The 23,757-nt window shown below is 72.6% G+C and carries 20 protein-coding genes; 14 read left to right on the top strand and 6 right to left on the bottom strand.

The annotated features are described in order from the left end of the window. The first annotated feature begins 85 nt into the window (after nucleotides 1–85). Both CP970_RS29940 and CP970_RS29935 read left to right on the top strand, forming a co-directional pair. Nucleotides 86–2,686 (top strand): M14 family zinc carboxypeptidase, encoded by a 2,601-nt coding sequence (locus tag CP970_RS29940; RefSeq protein ID WP_055553768.1) that lies wholly within the window; start codon nucleotides 86–88, stop codon nucleotides 2,684–2,686. Nucleotides 2,687–2,764: 78 nt separating this feature from the next. Then, a complete protein-coding gene (locus CP970_RS29935; RefSeq protein WP_055553778.1) occupies nucleotides 2,765–3,925 on the top strand; it encodes a serine hydrolase domain-containing protein in 1,161 nt (386 codons plus the stop codon). 73 nt (nucleotides 3,926–3,998) lie between these two features. Here CP970_RS29935 and CP970_RS29930 read toward each other — a convergent pair whose 3' ends face one another. Then, nucleotides 3,999–4,427: an organic hydroperoxide resistance protein gene (locus CP970_RS29930; RefSeq protein WP_055553766.1), complete on the bottom strand. Its 429-nt coding sequence runs from the start codon at nucleotides 4,425–4,427 to the stop codon at nucleotides 3,999–4,001. A gap of 117 nt (nucleotides 4,428–4,544) precedes the next feature. Beyond that, nucleotides 4,545–5,576 (bottom strand): NADP-dependent oxidoreductase, encoded by a 1,032-nt coding sequence (locus CP970_RS29925; protein WP_055553764.1) that lies wholly within the window; start codon nucleotides 5,574–5,576, stop codon nucleotides 4,545–4,547. Between the two features lie 111 nt (nucleotides 5,577–5,687). Between CP970_RS29925 and CP970_RS29920 the strand changes: the two genes are divergently transcribed. Further along, nucleotides 5,688–6,164 carry a MarR family winged helix-turn-helix transcriptional regulator gene (locus tag CP970_RS29920; protein ID WP_055553762.1) on the top strand — a complete coding sequence of 159 codons (477 nt, stop codon included), beginning with the start codon at nucleotides 5,688–5,690 and terminating at the stop codon, nucleotides 6,162–6,164. Between the two features lie 308 nt (nucleotides 6,165–6,472). Here CP970_RS29920 and CP970_RS44375 read toward each other — a convergent pair whose 3' ends face one another. From CP970_RS44375 to CP970_RS44370, 3 genes are all read right to left on the bottom strand, one after another. After that, the gene (locus tag CP970_RS44375) at nucleotides 6,473–7,150 is read right to left on the bottom strand and encodes an SCO2400 family protein (protein WP_191094968.1); all 678 of its coding nucleotides are present in this window, start codon (nucleotides 7,148–7,150) and stop codon (nucleotides 6,473–6,475) included. A gap of 113 nt (nucleotides 7,151–7,263) precedes the next feature. Further along, nucleotides 7,264–8,595 (bottom strand): helix-turn-helix domain-containing protein, encoded by a 1,332-nt coding sequence (locus CP970_RS29910; protein WP_055552436.1) that lies wholly within the window; start codon nucleotides 8,593–8,595, stop codon nucleotides 7,264–7,266. A 6-nt stretch (nucleotides 8,596–8,601) separates the two neighbouring features. After that, nucleotides 8,602–8,754 carry a hypothetical protein gene (locus tag CP970_RS44370; RefSeq protein ID WP_169801268.1) on the bottom strand — a complete coding sequence of 51 codons (153 nt, stop codon included), beginning with the start codon at nucleotides 8,752–8,754 and terminating at the stop codon, nucleotides 8,602–8,604. 227 nt (nucleotides 8,755–8,981) lie between these two features. On the opposite strand from CP970_RS44370, the gene CP970_RS29905 reads away from it, so the two are divergent. The 10 genes from CP970_RS29905 (at nucleotide 8,982) to CP970_RS29860 (ending at nucleotide 21,464) form a co-directional block, all read left to right on the top strand. Continuing rightward, nucleotides 8,982–10,016 (top strand): DUF3068 domain-containing protein, encoded by a 1,035-nt coding sequence (locus tag CP970_RS29905; RefSeq protein WP_055552430.1) that lies wholly within the window; start codon nucleotides 8,982–8,984, stop codon nucleotides 10,014–10,016. A gap of 286 nt (nucleotides 10,017–10,302) precedes the next feature. Next, nucleotides 10,303–11,469: a glycosyltransferase family 4 protein gene (locus CP970_RS29900; RefSeq protein WP_055552432.1), complete on the top strand. Its 1,167-nt coding sequence runs from the start codon at nucleotides 10,303–10,305 to the stop codon at nucleotides 11,467–11,469. After that, nucleotides 11,466–12,194, top strand: coding sequence for a class I SAM-dependent methyltransferase (locus CP970_RS29895; RefSeq protein WP_055552434.1), 729 nt, complete (start codon nucleotides 11,466–11,468; stop codon nucleotides 12,192–12,194). The genes CP970_RS29900 and CP970_RS29895 overlap by 4 nt, the downstream gene beginning before the upstream one ends. Next, nucleotides 12,191–16,624, top strand: a complete 4,434-nt coding sequence (locus tag CP970_RS29890; protein WP_150494166.1) for an alpha-(1->3)-arabinofuranosyltransferase domain-containing protein — start codon at nucleotides 12,191–12,193, stop codon at nucleotides 16,622–16,624. Before CP970_RS29895 ends, CP970_RS29890 begins: the two co-directional genes overlap by 4 nt. Further along, on the top strand, nucleotides 16,621–18,147 hold the full coding sequence (locus CP970_RS29885; RefSeq protein WP_150494164.1) for a condensation protein: 1,527 nt from the start codon (nucleotides 16,621–16,623) through the stop codon (nucleotides 18,145–18,147). Before CP970_RS29890 ends, CP970_RS29885 begins: the two co-directional genes overlap by 4 nt. Continuing rightward, complete coding sequence (locus CP970_RS29880) at nucleotides 18,144–18,890, top strand: class I SAM-dependent methyltransferase (RefSeq protein WP_150494162.1); 747 nt, start codon at nucleotides 18,144–18,146, stop codon at nucleotides 18,888–18,890. Before CP970_RS29885 ends, CP970_RS29880 begins: the two co-directional genes overlap by 4 nt. Nucleotides 18,891–18,907: 17 nt before the next feature. Next, a complete protein-coding gene (locus CP970_RS29875; RefSeq protein ID WP_055551262.1) occupies nucleotides 18,908–19,816 on the top strand; it encodes a hypothetical protein in 909 nt (302 codons plus the stop codon). Then, nucleotides 19,813–20,064: a Trm112 family protein gene (locus CP970_RS29870; protein WP_055551254.1), complete on the top strand. Its 252-nt coding sequence runs from the start codon at nucleotides 19,813–19,815 to the stop codon at nucleotides 20,062–20,064. Before CP970_RS29875 ends, CP970_RS29870 begins: the two co-directional genes overlap by 4 nt. Before the next feature lie 10 nt (nucleotides 20,065–20,074). Beyond that, entirely contained in the window at nucleotides 20,075–20,878 is an 804-nt protein-coding gene (locus tag CP970_RS29865; RefSeq protein WP_055551252.1) for an FkbM family methyltransferase, read from the top strand. Next, nucleotides 20,859–21,464, top strand: coding sequence for a hypothetical protein (locus CP970_RS29860; protein ID WP_055551250.1), 606 nt, complete (start codon nucleotides 20,859–20,861; stop codon nucleotides 21,462–21,464). Before CP970_RS29865 ends, CP970_RS29860 begins: the two co-directional genes overlap by 20 nt. Nucleotides 21,465–21,520: 56 nt before the next feature. Here CP970_RS29860 and CP970_RS29855 read toward each other — a convergent pair whose 3' ends face one another. After that, nucleotides 21,521–21,817 carry a hypothetical protein gene (locus tag CP970_RS29855; protein WP_063806170.1) on the bottom strand — a complete coding sequence of 99 codons (297 nt, stop codon included), beginning with the start codon at nucleotides 21,815–21,817 and terminating at the stop codon, nucleotides 21,521–21,523. Between the two features lie 200 nt (nucleotides 21,818–22,017). Between CP970_RS29855 and CP970_RS29850 the strand changes: the two genes are divergently transcribed. After that, nucleotides 22,018–23,742, top strand: coding sequence for a serine/threonine-protein kinase (locus CP970_RS29850; protein ID WP_055551248.1), 1,725 nt, complete (start codon nucleotides 22,018–22,020; stop codon nucleotides 23,740–23,742). Nucleotides 23,743–23,757 lie beyond the last annotated feature (15 nt).

Genomic DNA, 23,757 nt, shown 5'->3' with positions numbered 1-23,757 from the left:
TCTGTCACGGCTGGGGCGCAACGCCCCCTTGTTGTCCGGGAGTTGAACCGGTAAGACCTCGCTTAACGATCTCCCGGAGGTACATATGGGTATGTCCCGGCCATCCAGACCCGTTCTGGTCACCGCCGCCGCCACCGCGGGCGCGCTGCTGTTCACCGCGCTCGCCCCGGGCAGCGCGACCGCGGATCCGACACCGCGCCCGGTCACCCGCGAGGGTTCGCCGCTGGGGCCGGACCGGGCGGCCAAGGCCCCGGAGGCGGCCGCGGAGCGCGCCCTCGCCGAGGCCGGGGCCCCGGAGCTCACCGGCGACAGGGGGCGCGGTTATCCCCGTGTGCGCAAGCTCGATCCGCCGCCGGAGAATCCGGCCGACAAGTCGATAAAACTGGGGCTGACGCCGTACCACGGCATAGCCCCGAAGCTGAACGCCCTGCAGCGCGTCGGCGACCGCGTGAGCGTGGAGATCGCGGGCCGCTCCGCCGGTGGGCACCAGCTCTACCTCGTGACCGTCACCGCGCCCGAGTCCGCGCGCGAGAGCGCCCGCCAGGAGCGGATGCGCGAGCGCATCGAGGACTCCCCCGCCGCGGCGGCCAAGGACAAGGCGATCAAGTCCGGGTACAAGACGCCGGTCTTCATCAACAACAACATCCACGGCAACGAGTGGGAGGGCACCGACGCGGCCCTGAAGCTCATCGGGAAGCTCGCGAAGGCGAAGGACGCGAAGAGCAAGGACCTCCTCGCGCACAACCGCCTCTACTTCAACATCACCACCAACCCCGACGGGCGCATAGCGGGCACCCGCGCCAACGCCAACGGCTTCGACCTCAACCGCGACTTCATCACCGCATCGCAGCCCGAGGCCCGCGCGGTCCGACAGATCGCCATCGCCAAGCAGCCCGCCGTCATGATCGACCTGCACGGGTACGTGAACGGCACGCTGATCGAGCCGACCACTCCCCCGCACGGCGAGAACTACGAGTACGACCTCTTCCTGAAGAATTCCTACGCCAACGCCCTCGGCATGGAGGCCGCCATCAAGGGCCTCGGCTACACCGAGGAGAAGGACGGCGTGAAGCCGCCCGTCATCCCCTTCCGCGACCAGCAGGAGGGCTGGGACGACTGGCCGCCGATCTTCACCCCGCAGTACATGCCCTTCCACGGCGCGGTCGCCACGCACACCATCGAGTTCCCGATGCAGGTGAACAACGAGGAGTACGACACCCAGCCGGTCGCCGAGCTGCGGCGCAGGGCCGCCATCAACGTGGACATCGCGGGCGCGGCCATGCGCGCCACCCTCGACTACACGGCCGCGCACCGCCGTTCGGTGATCGCCGACCAGATCGAGGTCTTCCGGCGGGGCGCGACGGGCGCCAAGCAGGTGCCGGTGTCGGAGGAGACCGTGCCGGGAGTGCCCGGGATCGGCCCTGAGGACGTCTACACGACCGAGTTCCCGCGCGCGTACGTGATCCCGGCGGCGGGCCGCGGGCAGGGGGTCCCCCCGCGCTTTCGGCAGCGGGGGAGCTCGGCGACGGCCGCCGCGCGCCTGGTGGACCACCTGCTCGCCAACGACGTCCGCGTGGAGCGCGCGAAGCACTCCTTCCGGCTCGGCGGCCGTACGTACGCGAAGGGCTCGTACGTCGTCGACATGCACCAGCCCAAGCGCGGCCTGGCGAACGTGATGCTGGCCGACGGCAGGGACATCAGCGACAAGGTGTCGACCATGTACGACATCTCGGGTTGGAGCCTGGGACGCCTGTGGGGCGCGAGCGTGGACGCGGTCAAGGGCGGCGACCTGGACGGCGTGCGCGCGCGTCCGGTGCACGCCGCGTCCCGCGTCGGCCAGGTGGCCCCGCGCGGCAACCTGCGCCTGCGGCTCGACGACCCGCGCGAGATCGCCGCGCTCAACTCCCTCCTCGCACAGGGCGTTTCGGCGCGCCGCGACCGCGAAGGCAACGCCGTCCTGCCGTCGTCCGCGCGCCGTGCCGCGACCGCCGCCGCCAAGACGTACGACGTGCCCTTCGACGCCACCAAGGCCGAGGGCGGCGCCGCGCTGCACCGCACCCGGGTCGCCGCGGCCGTCACACCGGGCGAGCTGTTCGCGCTGCGGGAGATGAACTTCGACGTGGTGCCGGTGTCGAACGCCGTGCTCAACTCCGGTTTCGACTGGAGCCGGGCGGACGTCCTGTTCGTCTCGGCCGGGCTCGACCGCGGTGAGCTGAACGCCTCGGCGAAGGCGGGGCTCGACCGGTTCCTCGCCCAGGGCGGCGGTCTGGTCGGCCGCGGTGAGACCGGCGCCGCGCTCAACGCCGACGCGAAGCTGCTCGCCGCCAAGCCCGTGGCGGGCAACGGCGACGCCAACGGCGTGGTGCGGGTGAGCAATTCGGGCGGGGCGATCACCGGTGACGCACCGGGGCACAGCTTCGTCTACGCGCCGATGTGGTTCACCGACCTCGGCACCACGGTGCGCGTGGAGCAGAAGTACGGCACGGGGAACCCGCTGGTGTCCGGGCACTGGCGGGCCACCGACGACGGCACCGGAGGCCCCGCGGCCGCCGCGGGCCGGGCCTCGGTGATCAGCGGGACCGCGGGCCGCACCGACGTGGTCCTCTTCGGCACCGAACCGCTCTTCCGCGACCACCCCAAGGGAGTGTTCCCACAGGTCGGAAGGGCGCTGCTGGCGGTCGGCTGACGGACGCCAGGAAATACCCTCGGGGGCGCGGCGGTTGACCGGGTACAGATCATCCGCCGCGCCTTGGAGGCCATCACCATGACCCGTGAGATCCGAGTGCGGGGCACCGTCGCCGACGGATACGAGGCCGTGCGCGACGAGTTCACCGCAGTCCTCGCGAGCGAGGAACCGCACTACGCGGGCCAGCTGTCCGCCTACGTCAAGGGCCGCCAGGTCGTCGACCTGTGGGTCGGGCCCGACACGGACGCCGACACGCTCTACGGGGTGTACTCCTCCACCAAGGGCGCGGCCCACCTCGTCGTCGCCCTGCTCGTCCAGGACGGCGTGCTCGATCTGGACCGCGAAGTCGCCCACTACTGGCCGGAGTTCGCCGCCGAGGGCAAGGGCGCCGTCACCCTGCGGGAGCTGCTCGCGCACCGCGCGGGCGTCGTGGGCGCCGACTCCGGGTTCTCGCCCGAGGAGTTCGCCGACGACCGGGCGATCGCCGCGCGCCTGGCCGCGCAGCGCCCGTTCTGGCGCCCCGGCAGCGCGTTCGGCTACCACGCGCTCTCCATCGGGGCGCTCGCCGGCGAGGTGGTGTTCCGCGCCACCGGGCGGACACTCCAGGAGCTGTACGAGGAGCGGGTGCGCGCCCCGTTCGGGCTCGACTTCTTCCTGGGCCTGCCCGAGGAGCACGAGGACCGCTTCCACTCCGTCCTGCCGATGGACCCGACGCCCGAACAGAAGGCACTCATCGCGGCGCAGCCGACCGGGCCGCACAGCCTCGCCTCGATCGCCTTCAACCGCAACGCGGCGCACCCCACCGACCTGGAGGCACTGCCCAACTCCCGCCTCCTGCGCGCCAAGGGCCCCGCGTCGGCCGGTGGCGTGGCCTCCGCGCGCGGCCTCGCGGGGATGTACGCGGCGGCGACCACCGGCATCGGCGGGCGCGAGGCGCTCCTGAGGCCCGACACCCTCGGCGCGTTCGGGCAGATCCAGTCGATCGGGTACGACCTGGTGGCACGGACCCACAAGGCGTTCGCGGTCGGCTTCCAGGCCACGTCGGACGTCTGGTACCCGTTCCTCGGCGCGGGCTCCATCGGGCACAGCGGCGCGGGCGGCTCGCAGGCGTTCGCGGATCCGCGCGCCTCCCTCGCGTACGGCTACACGCGGCGACGGTTCGCGTTCCCCGGCGGCCCCGCGGCGGAGAACGAGCGGCTCGCGCGCGCGGTGCACGAGGCGGCGCTCGCGACGGGCTGACCCTTCCGGTCCACGACGGAGGGCCGCACCCCCGCCGGGGTGCGGCCCTCCGTCGTACGGGCGACCGACGAGGTCAGGCGGCCGAGACCTCGACCTTGATGTTGCCGCGCGTGGCGTTCGAGTACGGGCACACCTGGTGCGCCTTCTCGACGAGGGACTGCGCGGTGGCCGCGTCCACGTTCGGGATGGCGGCGGTGATCACGACCTCCAGGCCGAAGCCACCGGCCTCGTTCTGGCCGATGCCGACCTTGGCGGTCACGGTCGAACCGGAGATGTCGGCGTTCTCCTTGCGGGCGACCACGCCGAGGGCGCCCTGGAAGCAGGCGCTGTAGCCCGCCGCGAAGAGCTGCTCGGGGTTGGTGCCCGCGCCGCTGCCGCCCATCTCCTTCGGGGGGTTCACGACGACGTCGAGCTTGCCGTCGTCGCTGGCCACCCGGCCGTCGCGGCCGTTCTCCGCGGTGGCGACGGCGGTGTACTTGACGTCGATCTTCTGGATGGACATAAGTGCCTGTTCCTCCTGAGATGTGACGTGGTGCGCGCCCACAACCACGGCTTGTGGAATTAGGTTATCGGATACCGGAAGAGCGCCCCTGGGTGCCCGCCAACCAACAGCGGCGCCTCAGGCGAGGGAGACGATCATCTTTCCGGTGTTCTCACCGCGGAGCATGCCGAGGAACGCCTCCACGCCGTTCTCCACGCCCTCGACGACCGTCTCGCGGTACTTGAGCTCACCGGAGCGCACCCACGCGCCGACCTCGCGCACGAACTCGGGCTGCAGCGCCTCGTGGTCGCCCACGAGCATGCCCTGCAGCCGCAGGCGCTTGCCGATGACCATGGCGAGGTTGCGCGGGCCCGGGGTCGGCTCGGTGTCGTTGTAACCGGCGATCATGCCGCAGATGGTGGCGCGGCCGTGCACGTTCATGCGGCTGATCGCGGCCTCCAGGTGCTCGCCGCCGACGTTGTCGAAGTAGACGTCGACGCCGTCGGGGGCGGCCTCCTTGAGCTGCTCGACGACCGGCTTGGCGTCCTTGTAGTTGAAGGCCGCGTCGAAGCCGTACTCCTCGACGAGCAGCTTCACCTTCTCGTCCGAACCCGCCGAGCCGATGACGCGCGAGGCGCCCTTCAGCTTGGCGAGCTGGCCGACCTGGCTGCCGACGGCACCGGCGGCGCCGGAGACGAAGACGGAGTCGCCCTCCTTGAAGGAGGCGACGTCGAACAGGCCCGCGTACGCGGTCAGGCCCGTCATGCCGAGTACGCCGAGGTACGCGGAGAGCGGCGCGGCCTGCGCGTCCACCTTCGTGGCGTGCCGCGCGGGGACGGCGGCGTACTCGCGCCAGCCCGCGAAGTGCAGGACGTGATCGCCGACCGCGAAGCCCTCGGCATTGGAGGCGATGACCTCGCCGACCGCGCCGCCCTCCATCGGGTGGTCGAGCTGGAACGGCGGGACGTACGACTTCACGTCGTTCATCCGGCCCCGCATGTACGGGTCCACGGAGAAGTGCAGGTTGCGGACCAGGACGCGGCCCTCGGCGGGGGCGGTCACGGGGACCTCGCGCAGCGCGAAGTCCTCCGGCACGGGCCAGCCGCTCGGGCGGCGCACGAGGTGCCATTCGCGGCTTACGGAGGGGAGCTGCTCGGGGGTGACGGACATGGGGGGGGCGTCCTCCAGGTAAACGCTTGATGCGCAGAAATGCTTCAGGTACTGAAACAACCATGCGCCTGGATATTTCATGATGTCAAGTAAACGGGTAGCCTGGTGACCATGGCCACCAGCAGCTCCCCGTCCTCCCCTTCGCCCTCGCCCTCGCCCTCGCCCCGTACCGACCCGCTGACGCTTGAGGTCGTCGAGCTGATCGGCACGGTCGTGGCGCGCTACTACGAGGAGTACGAGGCGGCGGCGGGCGAGCACTCGCTGACCGGGGCGCAGGCCCGCGTGCTCGGTCTGCTCTCCATCGAGCCGATGCCGATGCGGCGGATAGCCCAGAAGCTGAAGTGCGAGCCGTCCAACATCACGGGGATCATCGACCGCCTGGAGGCGCGCGGCCTCGTCGAACGGCGCCCCGACCCGGCCGACCGGCGCGTGAAGCTGGCGGCGCCGACGGAGGAGGGGGTCCGGGTCGCCCGGGGGCTTCGGGACTCGTTGAACTTCGCGCGTGAGCCGTTGGCTGAGCTTTCTCGCGAGGAGCGGGTTTCTCTGCGGGGGCTTTTGCGGAGGATGCTCGGGGAGGGGGCGGCGTGAGGGTCCGCTCCGGGGTGGGTCTGCACGTCAGGCTCGTGCCCTGCGGGGCTGGTCGCGCAGTTCCCCGCGCCCCTTGAATCCTGGCTCCCTGCACCCGTCAGGTACGGGCTACCCGGGGTTTCGCGCAGTTCCCCGCGCCCCTGACGGGGCCCGCTAGGGGCGCGGGGAACTGCGCGAGCAACCACGATGCGCCCGCGGGCGTGCCACTGCGGAGGGCGCCCGATCAGGGGCGCGGGGAACTGCGCGAAACCCCGTAGGGCATGCGGATGCCGTGCCGGTGACATGGGCGCGGTCGACTCAGCCAGCGGCTATGCGCACCACCACAAGAACCGGTCACACGTCTCCGATGGGGACGGCTCCGGGGGCCCCGTCGGGTCGGGGGCCGAGGTGGCCGGGGGTGAGGTCGGGTGGGTCGAGGGCCGGGGGTCGTCCGGCGGGGAGGACTCGGCCGGGGTGGTCGCACCGGGGCCGTCGTCACCGGGCTTCCCCGACGCCGTCCGCCGAGCGGAGGGCTCCCGCGCATCCTTCGCCCGCCGCTCGGAAGCGGAAGCGGAGGAGGAAGAGGAAGTCGGCGAGGAGGCAGAGGGCGACGCCGACGCCGACGGGCCCACCGGCGTCGTACCGCCAGAGGCACCCCCCTCCGCGGAGGGCGACCGCGAAGGCTCCTCGTCCGGCGCGGACGCCGCCGCGGGCTCGTCAGCGGACCCTTCCGTACCCAGTTCCGCCAGGCTGAGACCGCCCGCGGCGAGCGCGAGCCCCGCGGTGATCAGCAGGACCTTGCGGCGCCTGCGCCGATGCACCCTTCGGCCCCGGCCGCGGCCCCGCGCACGCGGGGACTCCTCGTCGTACGCGTCGTCGTGATCCGCGGGCTCCTCCCGCACCGCGACGGACTCCGCGTACTCCCGGCACGCTTCGGCGGGCGTCCCGCAGCCCGGGCAGGCGAGGGCGCCGTTGAGGTGCCTGCGGCACGGGTGGCAGTAGTCCATGAGGCCTGGAGGCTAGGTGCCGCGCCGGTAACAGTGGAAGCCGCCCCTGTGAAAGTTGTGTGCGGGATCGAGCCGTCCGGCGCGCCGAACCCGGTCCGTGCCGGGTTCCACCGCTATGCCCTGCCCAGCTGCCCCCGCAACCGCCGCGCCCGCAGGACAAGTTCGAGCTCGAAGCGACGGTCGGGGTCGTCGATCTCGTCGCCCCACAGCTCCCTGATCTGCCGCAGGCGGTAGCGGACCGTCTGGGGGTGGACGCCGAGCCTGGCCGCCACCTCCGGGGCGCCGCCGCGGGTTTCCAGCCAGGCGAGGAGCGTCTCGGCCAGGCGGCGGCCGTGGGCGGGCCCGCAGTGGGCGAGGGGCGCGAGGCAGCGGCGGGCCAGGTCCTCGATGAGCTCCTCCGGCTGGAGCAGGACGAGGGCCTCGGTGTGCTCGGTGCAGTGCAGGACCTCGCCCGCGGGCAGCAGGCCGCGTTCCATGAGCCGTACCGCCGCCTCCGCCCAGCGCAGCGACTTCGCCGCGTCGGCGAGCGGCACGGGCGGGCCGATGGCGCCGGACCAGCCCGCCATGGCGCGGCGCAGCAGTTCGGGGCGGCCCGCGGCATCGGGGTCGGGCACGACCATGCGGGGCTGTTCGGCCTCCATGTCGAGCAGCACGCCCTGTCCGACGGCGGGCGCGACGGCTTCGCGCGCGGGGCGCAACAGGACGCCCACGGCGACGCGTTCGGGCAGTTGCCAGCCGACCCTGGCGGCCCGTTCGCCGAGGCCGTTGCCCAGGGAGGCGTGTCCGGGGCCCGCTGCGGCGCCCTGGCCCGAGCCCGGCAGCGGTCCGGCGAGCACGCCGTGCGCGCCGCCGCCGTCGGGGCGCCGCTCGGCGAGCAGCAGCTCCATCAACTTCCGCTGCAGGCGCAGCCGTTCACCCGCCTCGCGGGCCGCGGCCTCGGCGTAGCCGCGTACGGACTGGTCGACGAGGCCGTCGAGGTATTCGAAGCCCGCCTCGGCGAGTTCGTACATGGCGGGCGGCGGGATCTCGATCTGCTGGCCGATCTCGGCGAGCCTGCGCCAGGCGAGGCGCACGCCGAGCCGGTAGATCGCCTGGAGCGAGTCGAGGCTGCGGCCGTGCAGGCCCTCGCCGCGGCCGAACTCCTGGAAGACTTCGAGGTGGTAGCGGGGCCGCCCCTCCTGGGAGGCGAGTTGCTGGACGAAGCCCTCCAGGGCGCGGCGGATCCCGATGAGCGCCATCGGCTCGCCCGAGTCGTCGAGGACGACGGGCAGGCCGGGGTACTCCGCGCGGATCTCGCACAGGATGTCCTGGGCGAGCGCGGGCACCTCCTCCATGGCGAGCGCGGCGAACTGCCGCACCTGCACCGGGGGCACGTCGCGCCAGGCGGAGCGGCCCGTGGCGGGCGCCTGGCTCTCGGCGGCGGGCGAGGTCTCGGTGGCGGGCACGGTCACTCACTGCCCCCGCGCGGGCGCCTCGTAGTGCACAAGGGGCGTATTGGGCTGATCCGGCGTGGCGTTGAGGAGCGCGACGACTCCGAGCGCGGCGGCCACGGCGACCAGCGCCCCGGCGGCGACGGTGAGTGAAGCGGCGAGCAGTCGGTGCATGCGAGGGTCAGCCTCTCGGTCGGAGGTCGTCCCCACCCTGGTCGGACAGTCCTCGCGCGGGCCAGGGCCGCGTCCGTCCGCGGTCCTCGTCGCACGCTTCGCACCGGGCCCCGTCCGGCAAGTGCCCAGTCTCGGCAATGCATTGACACCTCGTCAAGGGTGCGCCTACGGTTCCCGGCCCATACGGCTCGGTAACACTCTCCCGCCCTCAGCCCAGGAGTGCCCCCATGCGCCGCACCGCCTCACCGCTCTCCCTGATCCTTCTCGGCCTTGGCGCGTTCCTTCTGGTCCTCGCACCGATGCTCGCCTGGTACGTGGAGCCACGCGCGAAACGCACCCCCGTCGACATCGACGTCGTCACCGTCTTCAAGGGCAAGGGGAGTTATTTCGACACCGAGAAGGTCAAGACGGTCCACGACAAGAACCTCACGATCACCCGGCAGGTCCGCGGCGACGTCGAGGACAGCGAGGACAGCGGGCGCGCGGTGTGGGACGTGTCCACCTCCGTCGACCCCGACAAGTCGCTGCCCGCGGCCGATCCGCACGACTCGCTCCAGTGGACGCTGGAGCGCTGGGTCACCGACCGGAAGACCAACGCCCCGGTGCACTGCTGCGGCGAGGAGCCGTACTTCGAGGGCGAGGCGTACCTGAAGTTCCCCTTCGACCTGGAGAAGCGCTCCTACCGCTGGTGGGACAACACGCTGGGGGCGACGGTGCCGCTCACCTACCGGGGCACCAAGAAGATCCAGGGGTACGAGGGTTACCGCTTCACCGGCTCCGTGAAGGCCACCAAGACGGGCACCCGGCAGGTGCCGGGCGCGCTGGTCGGGCAGCCGAGGAAGAGCCAGGTGATGGCCAATGAGTACTACGCCAACCACGGCATCGAGCTCGTCGCCGACCAGCGCACGGGCCGGATCATCTACGCCGCGATCGGGCCCCGCAAGACGCTGCGCGCGCCGGGTTCGAGCAAGGACGCGACGGTACTGCTCGACAGCGAGCGGGTCGCGTTCACTCCGGCCACGCAGAAGGCCCAGGTGAAGCTCGCGGACGACGACAGCAGCCAGTTGAAACTGGTCGGGACCACGCTGCCGCTGGTCGCGGGGATCCTCGGGGCGGTGCTCGCGGTGGCCGGAATCGTACTGGTTCTGCGAGGGCGGAGCGACGACGGGGCAAACGGCCACGGAAGGGACGATGAATCCGCGGAGCCGGGGAGTCCGAATCCTGATACGTCCCCAACCGCCCTGCAACCCACCACGATGTGATGAGACGTCAGCTCTTAAAAGCCCGGAAATTATCACCTCCGTGAGTAGCCGCGCCGAACGGGGCGGCGAAAACTGTCCACCCCACCCGAGCACAGTCCGCGCACCGCCCCCGCACCGGCCGAGCACAGCACCTCCGCGGAACCACCCCCACGGTTCCGCGGCCCGCCCGGCAGCACGGCCCGGCAGCACCAGCAGCATCCGCAGGACCGCTCCGCCGCACCACCGCAGGACCGTTCCGCCCGACCGCCCCCCACAGTTCCGCACCCTGAGACGAGTTGGAGCACGCATGCCCCAGCACGTACCGTCCTCGCTGCGCGCGGCCGCCCCACGCCGCGCGGAGTACCCTCCTGCGCCTCCCCCACAACCGCGCCGGATCGTCTTCCTCGCCCACCGCGACCTCAGCAACCCGGCCGCGGGCGGCTCCGAACTCCTCGTCGACAAGCTCGCCGACGGGCTCAGCAAACAGGGTCACCAGGTGACCCTGTTATGCGGGGGCCCGGCCGCCTTCCGCGACTACCGCGTGGTGTCCGCGGGCGGCGACCTCGGCCACTACCTGCGGGCGCGCTCGGCGTTCACCCGGCAGGTCGGCGACTGCGATCTCCTGGTCGAGGTGTGCAACGGCATGCCCTACCTGGCGCCGCTGTGGCACCGCGGCCCCACCCTCTGTCTGGTCAACCACGTCCACACCGACCTGTGGGGCATGCGCTTCCAGGGCGCGCTCGCCCCCGCGGCCAGGATCGGCCGAAGACTTGAGCACTGGGCCCTCTCGGGCGCGCAGCGCGGCAATCTCCTGGTGGCCGTCTCGCCGTCGACGGCCACGGCCCTGCGCACGATCGGCGTCGAGCGGGAGCGCATCCGCATCGTGCACAACGGCGTCGAGGAGCCGGGGCCGCTGCACGCCCGCTCCGACGAGCCGCTGTTCCTCGCGATGGGACGCCTCGTCGAGTACAAGCGGATCGATCTGCTCCTGCGGCTGTGGGAGCGCGTGAGACCCGTCACGGGCGGCCGCCTGGTGATCGTGGGAGACGGGCCCGAGCGCGGCCGCCTCGAACAACTCGCGGGCGCGGGAGTGGAGTTCAGAGGTCACGTCACCGAGACGGAGAAGCACCGGCTGCTCTGCGAGGCGTGGCTGTTGCTCCATCCGTCGGCCGTGGAGGGCTGGGGGCTCGTCATCACGGAGGCGGCGACGCGCTCGACGCCCTCGATCGGCTTCGACGTCCCCGGCGTACGCGATTCCATCGAGGACGGCGTGACCGGCCTGCTGGCCCGCGGCGAGAGTTCCTTCGCCGCCGCGTGGTGCACCCTGGCGCTGAGCACCGAGCGGCGCGAGACCTTCGGCAAGGCCGCCGGTGAGCGCGCCGCGCGGTTCCGCTGGGCCAACACGGTCCGGCAGTTCCAGGCGGTGGCGACGGAGGCCGTGGCCCTGCGACAGGCACCTCAGGGGTCTGCGTGAAGGACCCCTCGCTGCGGCGCTCCGTCACCCTCTTCCGGGCCTTCCTGCACGAACAGCGGGATCCGGAGCACTGCTACACCCTGCTCGCCCGCGACGCCGCCGACCAGGTCGAGGCGTACGTACCGGTGAAGGACCGCGTCGTCGTCGACGTGGGCGGCGGGGGCGGCTACTTCACCGAGGAGTTCAGGCGGCGCGGCGCGCAGAGCTTCCTGTTCGAGCCGGACCTCTCGGAGATGACGGCGCACGGCACCAAGCCGCCCGAGGGCTCGGTCGTCGCGGACGGCTATCTGCTGCCGCTCGCGGACGGCGTCGCCGACGTCACGTTCTCCTCGAACGTCCTGGAGCACGTCGACGACCCGGAGACCTTCCTGAGCGAGCTGGTCAGGGTCACCCGCCCCGGCGGCCTGATCTACGTCTCGTTCACCAACTGGCTCTCCCCCTGGGGCGGTCACGAGTGGGCGCCCTGGCACTACCTGGGCGCCGAACGGGCCCGCGCCCGCTACGAAAGACGTACCGGCAAGGCCGCGAAACACACCCTCGGCGAGAACCTCTTCGCCCACCACGTCGGCACGACCCTGCGCCAGGTGCGGGCCCGTGACGACGTGGCCGTGGTGTCGGCACGCTCCCGCTACTGGCCGTTCCTGGCCGGTGCCATCACCAAGGTGCCGGGGGTGCGCGAGTTCGCGACCTGGAACCTTCTCCTCATTCTCAGGCGGTGTCCATGACCACGGTCCAGGCCCCACCCCCGGCGGCCGTCAGGCCCACCACCCAGGCGCCTGAACCCTCGGGGGGGCCGCGCTCGCGGCGTTGGCTCCTGGGGTTCTGGGCCGTGGTGTTCGTGCTCTTCCTCGCGGTGAAACCCGGGCGGATGACGTTCGACACCAAGCTCGGTGTCGCCGTCGACCCCTGGCAGTTCCTCTCCGACCTCGGCCAGCTGTGGCACGACAGGGGCGGCTTCGGCGGGATCCAGGACCAGTACGCGGGCTACACCTTCCCGATGCTGCCGTTCTACGGCCTGGCCAAGCTCGTGCAGCTGCCGGTGTGGCTGGCCGAGCGGCTCTGGTTCTCGCTGATCCTGGCGGTGGCCTTCTGGGGCGCGCTGCGCCTTGCCGAACGCCTGGACATCGGCAACCGGCAGAGCCGCCTGCTCGGCGCCGTGGTGTACGCGCTGTGGCCGACGTTCACCGTCGTGGTCGGCTCGACGTCGGCGGCGGCGCTGCCCGGCGCGTTCCTTCCCTGGGTGCTGCTGCCGCTGACCAACGACCGGATCAGCGCGCGCCTCGCGGCCTGCCGTTCGGCGCTGATCATCCCGTTCATGGGCGGCGTGAACGCGGCCGCCACGCTCGCCTCGCTGCTGCCCGTGGGCCTCTATCTCCTCTCGCGCCCCAACGGCCCGCGCAAGCGGAAGCTGATCACCTGGTGGGTGCCCGGCGTCATCCTGGCGACCGCCTGGTGGGTGGTCCCTCTCCTGATGCTCGGCGTCTACGGCGAGAACTTCCTTCCGTACGTGGAGAATTCGGCGACCACGACCGGCACGATGTCGGCCACCGAGGCCCTGCGCGGCGCGGGGAACTGGGTCGCGTACCTGAACTTCGGCGAGGCGTGGCTGCCCGCGGGCTGGACGGTGGCGACGGCCGTCGTGGCGGTCGTCTGCTCCGCGCTCGCCGCCGCGCTCGGCCTCGCGGGCCTGGCGCGGCGCGACCTGCCCGAGCGCCGCTGGCTGGTCCTGACCGTCCTCTCGGTCGTCCTGGTCACCCTGGCCGGATACGGCGGCGCGTTCGGCGCCCCCTTCCACGAGACCGTGCAGTCCTGGCTGAACGGCTGGCTCGTCCCGTTCCGCAACATCTACAAGTTCCAGGCGGGCCTGGCCCTCGCCCTTGTCCTCGGCCTGATGCACCTGGTGGGCGTCGCGGCCCAGGCGCGCGGGGCGCGCCCGGTGCGCGGCCGCCGCTACGCGCCCCTGATCGCCGCCGTCCTGGTCCTGCCCGGACTCGCGTGGCCGTACCTCAACGGCTCGATCCTGCAGCCGGGTTCGTTCCAGAAGCTCCCCACGTACTGGCAGACCACCGCCGACTGGCTGGAGAAGTACTCCCCCGACTCGCGCGCCCTGGTCGTCCCCGCGACCGCGCACGGCATCTACACCTGGGGCTCCCCCATCGACCAGCCCCTCGACGTGCTCGCCGACTCCCGCTGGGCACAGCGCGACTACGTGCCGTTCGGTACGCCGGGCAACCGCCGCGCGATGGACGCGGTCGAGCAGGCGCTGACGACCGGCGCCGAAGTACCCGGCCTCCAGGACTACTTGAAGCGCGCGGGCCTGCACTACGTCGTCGTACGCAACGACCTGGACCCCGACCAGATCGGCAACGTGCCGACCTCGACGGTGAAGCGCACCCTGACGGAGTCCGGCTACCGCCGCGTCACGGGCTTCGGCCCGACCGAGACGGGCGGCAAGATCCCGAACGACACCCCCATCCAGGTGGAGGGCCTCTACCCGCGCCAGCGCGCGGTGGAGATCTACGCCCCCGGATCCGGCGCCGGACGCCCGGGACAGGCGGGCCTGAAGCCGGTGTCCAACACGGCGGTGGTCAGCGGCGGCCCCGAGTCCCTGCTCCCGCTCTCCGCCGACCCGGCTATGCGCGACCGCCCCACCGTCCTGACCGGCGACAACCACCCCGGCATCGGAACTCCCGGCCTTCAGGCGGTCGGTGACGGGCTGCGCCGCGCCGACACCCGCTTCGGCCTGGTCAGTTCCAACACCTCGTACACGTACGGACGCGACGAACGCAACGCGCCCGACGCGCTCCAGGACCCGGGCAAGAAACCGCACCAGATCCTGCCGACGAAGGGCGTCGAGCACCAGACGACGGCGGAGCTGCGCGGCGCGAAATCGGTGACGGCCTCCTCCTACGGCAACTGGCTCTTCCACCTGCCGCAGTACGACCCGGTGAACGCCTTCGACGGCAATCCGGCCACGGCCTGGGCGGAGGGCAACGCGGAATCGGCGAAGGGCGAGTGGCTCAAGGCCGAGTTCAACTCGTCGATCGACGTCCCGTCCTCCTTCCGCGTCACACCTCTTTCGCAGGAGGGCGGCGTGCGGGCGGCGCCCACCCGGATCCGGGTGGAGACGTCGCACGGCAGCGTCACGAGCAACCTCCAGCCCAACGGCATGGCCCAGCGCGTCAAGGCCCAGGCGGGCTCCACCAAATGGATCAAGATCACGATCCTGGACACCCAGGAGGCCAAGCCAGGGCTGACCGGCGCGGGCTTCGCGGAGATCAGCCTCCCCGACGTACGCGTCACCAAGCTCCTCCAACTCCCCACGGACGCCGAGAAGTCGACGGACGCCAAGTCGACGACCTACTCCCTGCACCGCTCGTCCGACCCGGGCGCCCTCTCACCGGTGAACACCGAGTCGGGCCTGCACCGCCGATTCACGACCGCGCGCGACGGCGAATACACCGTCAAGGCGAGCGCGATCGCCGTGCCGAGCAGGGAACTGGACGAGCTGCTCTACAAGGTGGCGCCCGAACAACAGCAGCAGATCATCGCGACGGCGGACTCCACCGCGCGCCTCGGCAGCGACCTGTCGCCGCGCAACCTCACGGACGGCGACCTCACCACGGGCTGGATCGCGGGCACCACCAACCGCCCGGTGATCCACCTCAAGTGGCCCGACAAACAACCGGTCGGCGAGATCGTGCTGCCCGCAGCGGGCGGCCTCTCCACCCGCCCCCAGAAGATCGAGATCAGCTCGCCGGACGGCGCGGCGACCGCGGGCGTGGACGAGAACGGCAACGCCCGCTTCGCCCCGATCACCACCGACGAGATGGACATCACCATCACCGAGACGGCGCCGCTGACCGTCCACAACCCGGTGGCGGACGAGAACCTCCAGCTCCCCGTGGGCCTCACCGAGGTCTACGTCCCGGCCCTCGACAAGTACCGCACGCCCCAGCCCGACCCCACCGACACCTTCAGCCTCCCCTGCGGGCAGGGCCCGACGATGTCGGTCGACGGCGAGCTGTACGAGACCAGCGCCAAGGGCAAGGTCCAGGACCTCACGGACCGCCGCCCGGTCGACATCACGCTCTGCCAGGAGGGCAAGAAGGCGGACACCATCCGCCTGGAGGCCGGGGCGCACCACGTGGAGACGGGCGACGCGGGCCCGCTCACGGTCATGGACGCCTCCCTGACCACCGGCACCCCGGACCAGCTCGACAAGACCTCCCGCGACCTACAGGTCAAGGACTGGCTCGGCGACCGCCGCGAGCTGAAGGTCGGCTCGGGAGCGGCCTCGTACCTCACCACGTACGAGAACGTGAACGACGGCTGGAAGGCCACGCTCAACGGCAAGGAACTGACCTCCCTGCGGCTCGACGGCTGGCAGCAGGGCTGGCTGGTGCCCCAGGGCGAGGGCGGCACGGTCAAGCTCACCTACGAGCCCTCGGGGACCTACGAGATCGGCCTGATCCTGGCCGGAGTCGCCGTCCTGGCCCTCATCGCCCTGGTCCTGATCCGCCGCCGCGACCCCAACCCGGACGCCCCGTCCCCGACACCGCCCGCGCCGGGGCTCATCCTCGGCACGGTGGCGCTCACCCTGATCGCCGCGGTCATCGCCGGGCCGTTCGCCCTCCTGGTCCCGGCCCTGGCACTGCTCGCCAGGTACCGCCACGCGCTGCTGGTGCCGATCGCCTTCGTGGCGATGGCGGGCGCGGGCATCGCGGCCGCCATCGGGGCGGGCGAGCCCATCGCCTCCGACGAGGGTGCGTTCGGCCCCGCGGCCCAACTCCTCGCGCTCATCGCCCTGTTCGCGGCGCTGGTGTCAGTGGGGGAGCAGACACGCCCCCGCACCGCGGATACGTTGGAAGGCGAGCAGCCCCCCGAACCCCCGGCCCCCGAGCCCCCGCCCCACGCGCCCTCGAACCCCGCCACCCTGAACCTGGGCGGCCCGGACCGGGACCCGGGCGGCCAGGCACCCCCGCTGCCCAGGCGCACCCGCGGCGAGAACGGCCCGGCGGGCCCCACGGTCTCGGCAAGGGGTCCCGCGTCCGCGCAGCCGGACCCGGCCCCACCAGGAAGGGCCACGATCCGCTTCCCGCGCCGCAGGCAACGGACAGCGCCCAGCACGCCGGACCCGGGGAAGGACACATGACGGCACTCGACCACCCGGCACACCACGCGGAGGACGGCCCCACCCGGGTGCCGTTCCCCGTAGTGGACGAGGTCTCCCGGCACTGCCTGCAAGAGGAGGAGCCGGAGACCGTCCACATAGAGGTGCACCTGCCGGGCACCCCGGACCCGGACCGCCTCCGGGCCGCCTTCCACGAGGCCCTGCGCCGCCACCCCCGCATCCTGATGCGGGAGGCCAAGGGCCCTTGGTACCGCCGCCGCTACGAATGGGAACTCACCGGGGACCCCGACACCGAACCGGTCTCCTTCCCGCCCCCCGAGCCGGACGCCCTGAAGCGAGCCCGAGAGCGAGCACTCGCCCAAGCCCCGCCCCTGACCTCCTCCCCGCCGATCCGCCTGGAGGTAGTGGCCGCTCCCGGGACGGCGGACGGGCGGGCAGCCGACGGGAGGGGACGTACCGGTATTCCCGCCCGGAGCACAGTGGCGCAGGCTCCAGGGGCGAGTCCGGAGGCGTCGGCGCAAGGATGGCGAGGACGGGCATACCGGGACGGCCCCGCACCACAAGGAACAGACCACCACCCGACGGACCCGGCGCAGGACACGGAACCCCGGCCCCCCGCCGGCTCCGTCCTGTTCCTCACGATCAACCACACCGCCCTGGACGGCCCGGCCTGCCTCCGCGTCCTGGCGACGGCCGCCGAGATCTACGGCGGCAGGGACAACTCCCCGGCAGCACCGCCCTCGCGCACCGCTACCGAGGACGCCACACCCCAGCCCCCACCCGACACCCCCTCCGGCTGGTCCCCACCCGCAAGGGTCGCCAAGGGCACCCCGGAGCCCTCCCCGGGCAACGGCATGCTCGTAGCCGAGCTCCCCGTCCCCCGCCGCCCCAAGGGCTCCCCCTTCACCGTCAACGACCAGCTCATGGTCGCCACCGCCCTGATGATCGCCCACTGGAACCGCGAACACGGCGCCCGCCCGCGCCCGTTCCGCATCACGATGCCCGTGGACGACCGCCCCAGGGACGCCACGATGCCGATAGGCAACGGCACCCGCCTGGTCGAAGTCCCCTTCAGTTCATCAGAGTTGACGAGAGAGGACTGGTCCCCCGAGGCCATCCGCGACCTCCTGCGCCGCACCTCGGACCGCACCCGCGCCCTCAAGGCCCTGGCCCGCCCCCAACTGGGCCACGGCGCAGCGCTCCTGACGGCCCCCGTACTCCCCGTCACCCTCAGAGCCGCCGTGACCAGAGGGCTGCGCAGAGCGGCGGCCCCCTGGACGTCCACCACCCTCCTGAGCAACATCGGCCGGGTCCCGTACGCCCTGGACTTCGGCGACGCGGGCCGAGCCCACGCCGTGTGGTTCTCCGCGCCCGCCCGCCTCCCGCGCGGCCTCACCGTGACGACGGCATCGACGGCGGGCCGCCTGCACGTGGCACTGCGCTGGTCGAAGACGCTGCTGAGCCACGGCGACGGGGCACATCTGCGCGACCTCTTCGAGCACTACCTGCACGCGACGGAGCACACGGAGGAGGCCCCGCAGTGACCACACAGCTGACACCGCACCGCCCCCCGGGCCTGCGGGACTTCTACGAGAACCCGGCGGTGCCCGTGGCGTCGGGCGACGCCCGCACCCTGCGCCAGGCCCGCATCCTCGCGACCGCGCTGGGCCGGGACGCGGCGAGCACCGCCCCCGCCACCATCCTGGACATCGGCTGCGGCGACGGCACGGCCGCGGCCACCGCCGCGCCCCTCCTCGCGGGCCACCGCCTCATCGGCGTCGACTGGTCCCAGGACGCCCTCAAGCGGGCCCACTCCCTCATCCCCCACGTAGTACGGGGCGAACTCACCGACGGCGGCCTGCCGTTCGCGACCGGCTCCGCGGACGCCGTCCTGTTCAGCGAGGTGATCGAGCACCTGGTCGACCCGGACAGCGCCCTCGACGAACTGGGCAGGGTCCTGAGGCCGGGCGGGCACCTCATGCTGTCCACCCCCAACCTCGCGGCCTGGTACAACCGGGGCCTGCTCCTGGCAGGCGTGCAGCCGGTCTTCTCCGAGGTGAGCCTGCGGGGCATCCACGGCCGCCCCGGCAAGGAGGTCGTGGGCCATCTGCGGCTGTACACGGCCCGCGCCCTGCGGGAGTTCGTGGCGGCGTCCGGCTTCGAGGTCGTGAGCCTCGCGGGCGCGCCCTTCCACGGCGTGCCGCGCCCGCTCAGAGCGCTGGACCGGCTGGCCTGCGCCGTGCCGAGCGCGGCCTCGATCCTGCTGCTGCACGCCCGAAGGTCTTGAGTCCCATGTGGTGGGGTGTGGCCGCGGCACTGCTCGCGAACGTGCTCTACAGCACCGGATTCGTCCTGGAGAAGCGGGCGTTGACGTCGATGCCCTCGGTGAGCGTCCGCAACCCGGCCCGCCTGCTGCGCCAGGTGCTCGGCAGCCCGCTGTGGATCGGCGGCTCCCTCGCCCTCGCGGCGGGCTTCGGCGCGCAGCTCGCGGTCTACCGCACGCTGCCGATCGCCGCCGCGCAGGGCATCTTCGTGTCGGGCCTCGTCCTGCTCCTCCTGCTGTCCTCGGTGCTGCTCGGCGAGCAGACGTCGGGCCGCGAGCGGTACGCGGTCGGGGCGATCCTGCTCGCGCTCCTGATGGTCGTCCTGTCGCTGAGCGAGAACTCCGACACGGTCGGCCACGGCGCGCCCGCGCCACTCGTCTTCACGGTGTGCCTGCCCTCGCTCGCGGCGGGCGTCTGGCTGTACGCGACCGCCGAGCGCCGCGCGAAGCACCGGCACCGGATGCCGACGGCGGGCGTCGAGTACGGGGTCGCGGTGGGCCTGCTCTACGGCGTGAGTTCGCTGGCCATCAAGGGCGTGTCCAGCTACCTCACGACGGAGGGCATCGGCGGCGCGCTCGTCGACCTGCTGCGCTCGCCCTACCCGTATCTGCTGCTCTTCACCGGCGCGTTCGGCCTGGTCATGTCGCAGGCGGCGCTGCAGCGCTGCCGGGCCTCGCTCATCGTCCCGGTGTGCACGACGGTTACGTCGCTGTTCACGGCGGTACTCGGGACGCTGGCGTTCGGCGAGGCGCTGCCGCACGAGCCGGTGCGGCTCGCGCTGCGGATCGCGGGCACGGTCCTGGCGGTCTGCGTGCTCCTCGCCATGCCGAAGCACGACGGCACGGCGCCCCGACCCACGCCCCCCACCAAGGAGTTGACGAGCGGATGAACCCCGACGACCCGCTGCTGAAGATCCTGGCCTGCCCGCTGGACAAGGGCCCGCTGCACCTGCTGAGCCCGACGGAGCCGCTCGGCGCGACCGGGCCCGTACCGGCGGAGGCCCTCTACAACCCCCGGCTGCGGCGCCGCTACCCGATCATCGACGGGGTCCCGCAGCTCCTGCCGTCCTCCGGCGAGCAGGTCCCCGAGGACGAGCACGAACGGCTGCTCAAGCTGATCCCACCGACCGCACCGTGACGGGGGCCCCATGACTTTCGCCGCGCGCGTCGCGCCCTACGTCCCCGGCCGCCTGGTCGCCGCCCTGGCCCGCCTCGTCTATCCGCGCTTCGAGCCGGAACTGGCCCGCCTCGCCGACCTCTGCCCGCCGGACTGCGGCACCGCCGTGGACGTCGGCGGCTGGTACGGCCCCTGGTCGGCGCGGCTCGCCGCGCGCGCGGAGCGGGTCGTGGCCGTCGAGCCCGTGCCGCACCTGGCACGACTCCTCGAATCCAGTACGCCGGGCAACGTCAGCGTGGTCCGGGGCGCCGCGACGGACCGCCCCGGCACGGCACGGCTCTGGCTGCCGCGGGGCGACAGCGGGGAGCGGGGCGTCTCCTCGCTCATCCGCCGCGACATCCACGCCACCGCCGTCGACGTACCGTGTCTGACCCTCGACGGGCTCGGCCTGCGGGACGTCCACTTCGTCAAGATCGACGTGGACGGCAACGAGCTGCCGGTGCTGCGCGGCGCGCACGAGCTGATCGACCGCGACCGCCCGGCGATCTTCATCGAACTGGAGTCGCGGATCCAGCCGATCGCGCCGATCGTGGAGCTCCTCACCGACCACCACGGCTACCGGGGCTGGGTCCTTCCGCACGACACCTGGCTGCCGCTCGCCGCCTTCGACCTGGAGGCGCACCAGTCCGGCACGTCGTACGTCGTCGCCCAGGGGCTGCTTCGCCGGGTGCTCACGCCGAGACATCCGCGGTACGTCAACTCGGTCCTCTTCCTTCCTGAAGGCCGCCGTCCGGGATCCTTCGCGGTGCGCGACGATGGGGTGCATGTCCGCTAGCCCCGCCCCGTCCCCCGGCCCCTTCACCGCACTGGACTTCCAGCTGGTCCTGCTGCGCCGCATGGCCGACCACAACCCGGATCTCGTGGAGAGCGCACGTCACGAGCTGGGCGTCTCCATCGCCGGGATGCGCGAGGCCAACCGGCGCTGGCAGGCGATGACCAGGTCGGCCAGGTCCCGTGGCGCCGTCGCGCGCTACCGCTCGGTCCTCGGCGCCCCGGAGTCGACCGCCCGCAGGCAGATCGGTGACCTGGAGTGCGAGGCGCTGCTCTGGCCGGTCCCGCTCTGGCCCGATCTGCGCTTCGAGGTGCTGCTCGCGCCGAACGGCGCCGTGTGGAACGAGTGGCTGGTGCGGGCGCCCGGGGCGGCGGGCCCCGCCCTGCGCACGGTCGACGACCTGACCCCCTGGTCGTGCACGGTCGACGAGGCGGCGCGTGCGTTCGCGCCCGCCAGGCCCATGGAGGGGACGGCGCCGACGCGCTGGCGCCTGGCGTTCACCGCGCCGGACACGGGCGGTGAACGTCGGCGCTGCGTCGCGGAGTTCACCTGGGGGCTGCTGCAGCGGGTGGAGTTCCCCGACTCGTGAGGCGGCCCCCAGCGGCCGCCCCCCACGTAACCCCTCAGTGGCCCCTCAGTGGCCCCTCAGAGGACGAAGACGCTCTGCGCGGTCTCCGTGAAGTACGTCTCGCCCGGGTACACCAGCCATTCGACCTGACCCGTGCAGTTCGGGCCCGAGTGGACCTCGGCGATGGCGTCGGTGTAGTTGGCCACCGAGGAAGGGAACCGGTCCACTGGGTAGCAGCCGCTCGGGTCCTCGTGCGCCGCACCGTTGATGACCAAGAGCCCCTGCGCCGCGTACGCCGAGTTCGGCACGGACAGTGCCAGTGCCGCGGCCGCCGCGAGTGCCCCGAGCGCCGTGGACATGCGTCGTCGCCTCATGTGTGTGTTCCCCTCCACCGCGTGGGTCGCACCCGTCGCGCCCCACCGAAGTAACCAAAAGTAGTGAATCAGACACCATTCGTAACCGGCGCGCGGGGGCAACCCCTTCCCGGGCGCGCGCCGTTCACACTCCCCCCACACCCCACCCACACCCCACGCCCAACTGCGTTGTGGGGCACGGGAGTTCGTATGATGCGGCCATGGCAAGCACGGGGGAACTGATAGTCGGCCGCTACCGCATCACGGCGCGGCTCGGACGCGGCGGCATGGGCACGGTGTGGCGGGCCGAGGACGAGCTGCTCGGGCGCGCCGTCGCCGTCAAGGAACTGCACGTGGACACCGGGCTCTCGGAGCTCGACGCGGAGCGGCAGCGGGAGCGGACGCTGCGCGAGGCGCGGTCGGTCGCGCAGGTGAAGCACCCCGGCATCCTCGTGCTGCACGACGTCGTACGCCACGACGAGCAGCCCTGGCTGGTGATGGAGCTGATCGACGGCTGCTCGCTCGCCGACCGCATCACCGCGCGCGGGCCGCTGCCGCCCGCGGAGGCGGCCCGGATCGGCCTCGCGCTGCTCGGCGCGCTGCGCGCCGCGCACACCTCCGGCGTACTGCACCGCGACCTGAAGCCCGCCAACGTACTCCTGGAAGCGGGCACGGAACGCGTCGTCCTCTCCGACTTCGGCATCGCCCAGGTCGCCGGGCAGACGACGCTGACGCAGACGGGGGCGTTCGTCGGCTCCCCCGAATACACCGCGCCCGAGCGGATGTCGGGGCGGCACACGGGCCCCGAGGCCGACCTGTGGTCGCTGGGCGTGCTGCTGTGCGCGGCCGTCGAGGGCGAGTCGCCCTTCCACCGGGACTCGGTGGCGGGCGTGCTGCACGCCGTGGTCGTCGACGAGATCAGGCTGCCCGAGGCGGCGGGGCCGCTGCTTCCCGTCGTACGGGGGCTGCTGGAGCGGGACCCCGAGCGGCGGTTCGGCGCGGACGAGACGGAGCGCGCGCTGCGCGGCTTCCTCGACGAGGAGCGGCTGCCGACCGTGGCGCACACGCCGGTGGCGGCGGGCGGGGGCCCGGCGCCCGCCGCGCCTCCTCGGCCTTCGCCCAGACCCCCGAGGGAGCCGGACGACGGCACCCCCGTCGTGCTCAGCCATTCTCCCCCGCCCGCCCGGCGCGGCGGCCGCAAGCGGATCTCGCTGCTCGGCGGTGTCCTGATCGCCGTGCTCGCGGCGGGCGGCGTCGGCACAGGGGTGTGGCTCCTGACGCGCGACGGCTCGGGCACCGAGCGGCAGGCGGGCCCCGCCGAACAGGTGCGCGAGGAGACGGGCGCGCCGGAGCCGACGAAGAGCACCACGAAGAAGGCCGAGCCCAAGCCGCCGCCGAGCGCCGCCAAGGACCCCGAGGGCAGCGCGTCCCCCACGAAGGACGCGCCCACGAAGGCCCCCGAGCCCTCCGACGCACCGACCGGGTCCCCCGGCGCCGGAGGCGGCCAGGCCCCCGCGGGCTACCGCACCGTCACGGACCCCGCGGGCTTCACGCTCTCGGTCCCCAACGGCTTCGACCGCTCCCCCGAGCCGCCCCGCACCTACTACTACTCGGCGGGCAAGAAGTTCCGCGTCGGCATCCACCCCCAGACGCCGGACCCCAAGGGCCCGCTCGCCGTGATGCGGCAGGCCCACGAGGACGGCCCCGACGACTACCCCGGCTACCGCGGCGGCTCGGTCCAGGAGACCACCCACGGCGGGCATCCGGCCGCCCTGTGGGTCTTCACCTGGGACGGCACCGCCGCGGACGGCGGCCCCCGGGTCACCTACGACGTGAGCTGGAACGAGAACGGCAAGATGTACGACCTGTGGGTCTCGGCCCCGGCCACCCAACGCGCCACGGGCAAGGCCTACTTCGACGAGGCCCTGGCGTCCTTCACCCCGTGACGCCGCCCCGCCCCC

The sequence above is a fragment of the Streptomyces kanamyceticus genome (assembly GCF_008704495.1).
Classification (GTDB): domain Bacteria; phylum Actinomycetota; class Actinomycetes; order Streptomycetales; family Streptomycetaceae; genus Streptomyces; species Streptomyces kanamyceticus.
The sequence above is the reverse complement of the archived record's forward strand: the minus strand, read 5'-3'. Positions and strand labels throughout refer to the sequence as shown.

What these genes read in the sequence shown, in the direction of transcription:
- CP970_RS29940 (WP_055553768.1), top strand. Translation starts at nt 86, where the DNA reads ATGGGTATGTCCCGGCCATCCAGACCCGTTCTGGTCACCGCCGCCGCC.
- CP970_RS29935 (WP_055553778.1), top strand. Translation starts at nt 2,765, where the DNA reads ATGACCCGTGAGATCCGAGTGCGGGGCACCGTCGCCGACGGATACGAG.
- CP970_RS29930 (WP_055553766.1), bottom strand. Translation starts at nt 4,427, where the DNA reads ATGTCCATCCAGAAGATCGACGTCAAGTACACCGCCGTCGCCACCGCG.
- CP970_RS29925 (WP_055553764.1), bottom strand. Translation starts at nt 5,576, where the DNA reads ATGTCCGTCACCCCCGAGCAGCTCCCCTCCGTAAGCCGCGAATGGCAC.
- CP970_RS29920 (WP_055553762.1), top strand. Translation starts at nt 5,688, where the DNA reads ATGGCCACCAGCAGCTCCCCGTCCTCCCCTTCGCCCTCGCCCTCGCCC.
- CP970_RS44375 (WP_191094968.1), bottom strand. Translation starts at nt 7,150, where the DNA reads ATGGACTACTGCCACCCGTGCCGCAGGCACCTCAACGGCGCCCTCGCC.
- CP970_RS44370 (WP_169801268.1), bottom strand. Translation starts at nt 8,754, where the DNA reads ATGCACCGACTGCTCGCCGCTTCACTCACCGTCGCCGCCGGGGCGCTG.
- CP970_RS29905 (WP_055552430.1), top strand. Translation starts at nt 8,982, where the DNA reads ATGCGCCGCACCGCCTCACCGCTCTCCCTGATCCTTCTCGGCCTTGGC.
- CP970_RS29900 (WP_055552432.1), top strand. Translation starts at nt 10,303, where the DNA reads ATGCCCCAGCACGTACCGTCCTCGCTGCGCGCGGCCGCCCCACGCCGC.
- CP970_RS29890 (WP_150494166.1), top strand. Translation starts at nt 12,191, where the DNA reads ATGACCACGGTCCAGGCCCCACCCCCGGCGGCCGTCAGGCCCACCACC.
- CP970_RS29885 (WP_150494164.1), top strand. Translation starts at nt 16,621, where the DNA reads ATGACGGCACTCGACCACCCGGCACACCACGCGGAGGACGGCCCCACC.
- CP970_RS29870 (WP_055551254.1), top strand. Translation starts at nt 19,813, where the DNA reads ATGAACCCCGACGACCCGCTGCTGAAGATCCTGGCCTGCCCGCTGGAC.
- CP970_RS29865 (WP_055551252.1), top strand. Translation starts at nt 20,075, where the DNA reads ATGACTTTCGCCGCGCGCGTCGCGCCCTACGTCCCCGGCCGCCTGGTC.
- CP970_RS29860 (WP_055551250.1), top strand. Translation starts at nt 20,859, where the DNA reads ATGGGGTGCATGTCCGCTAGCCCCGCCCCGTCCCCCGGCCCCTTCACC.
- CP970_RS29855 (WP_063806170.1), bottom strand. Translation starts at nt 21,817, where the DNA reads ATGAGGCGACGACGCATGTCCACGGCGCTCGGGGCACTCGCGGCGGCC.
- CP970_RS29850 (WP_055551248.1), top strand. Translation starts at nt 22,018, where the DNA reads ATGGCAAGCACGGGGGAACTGATAGTCGGCCGCTACCGCATCACGGCG.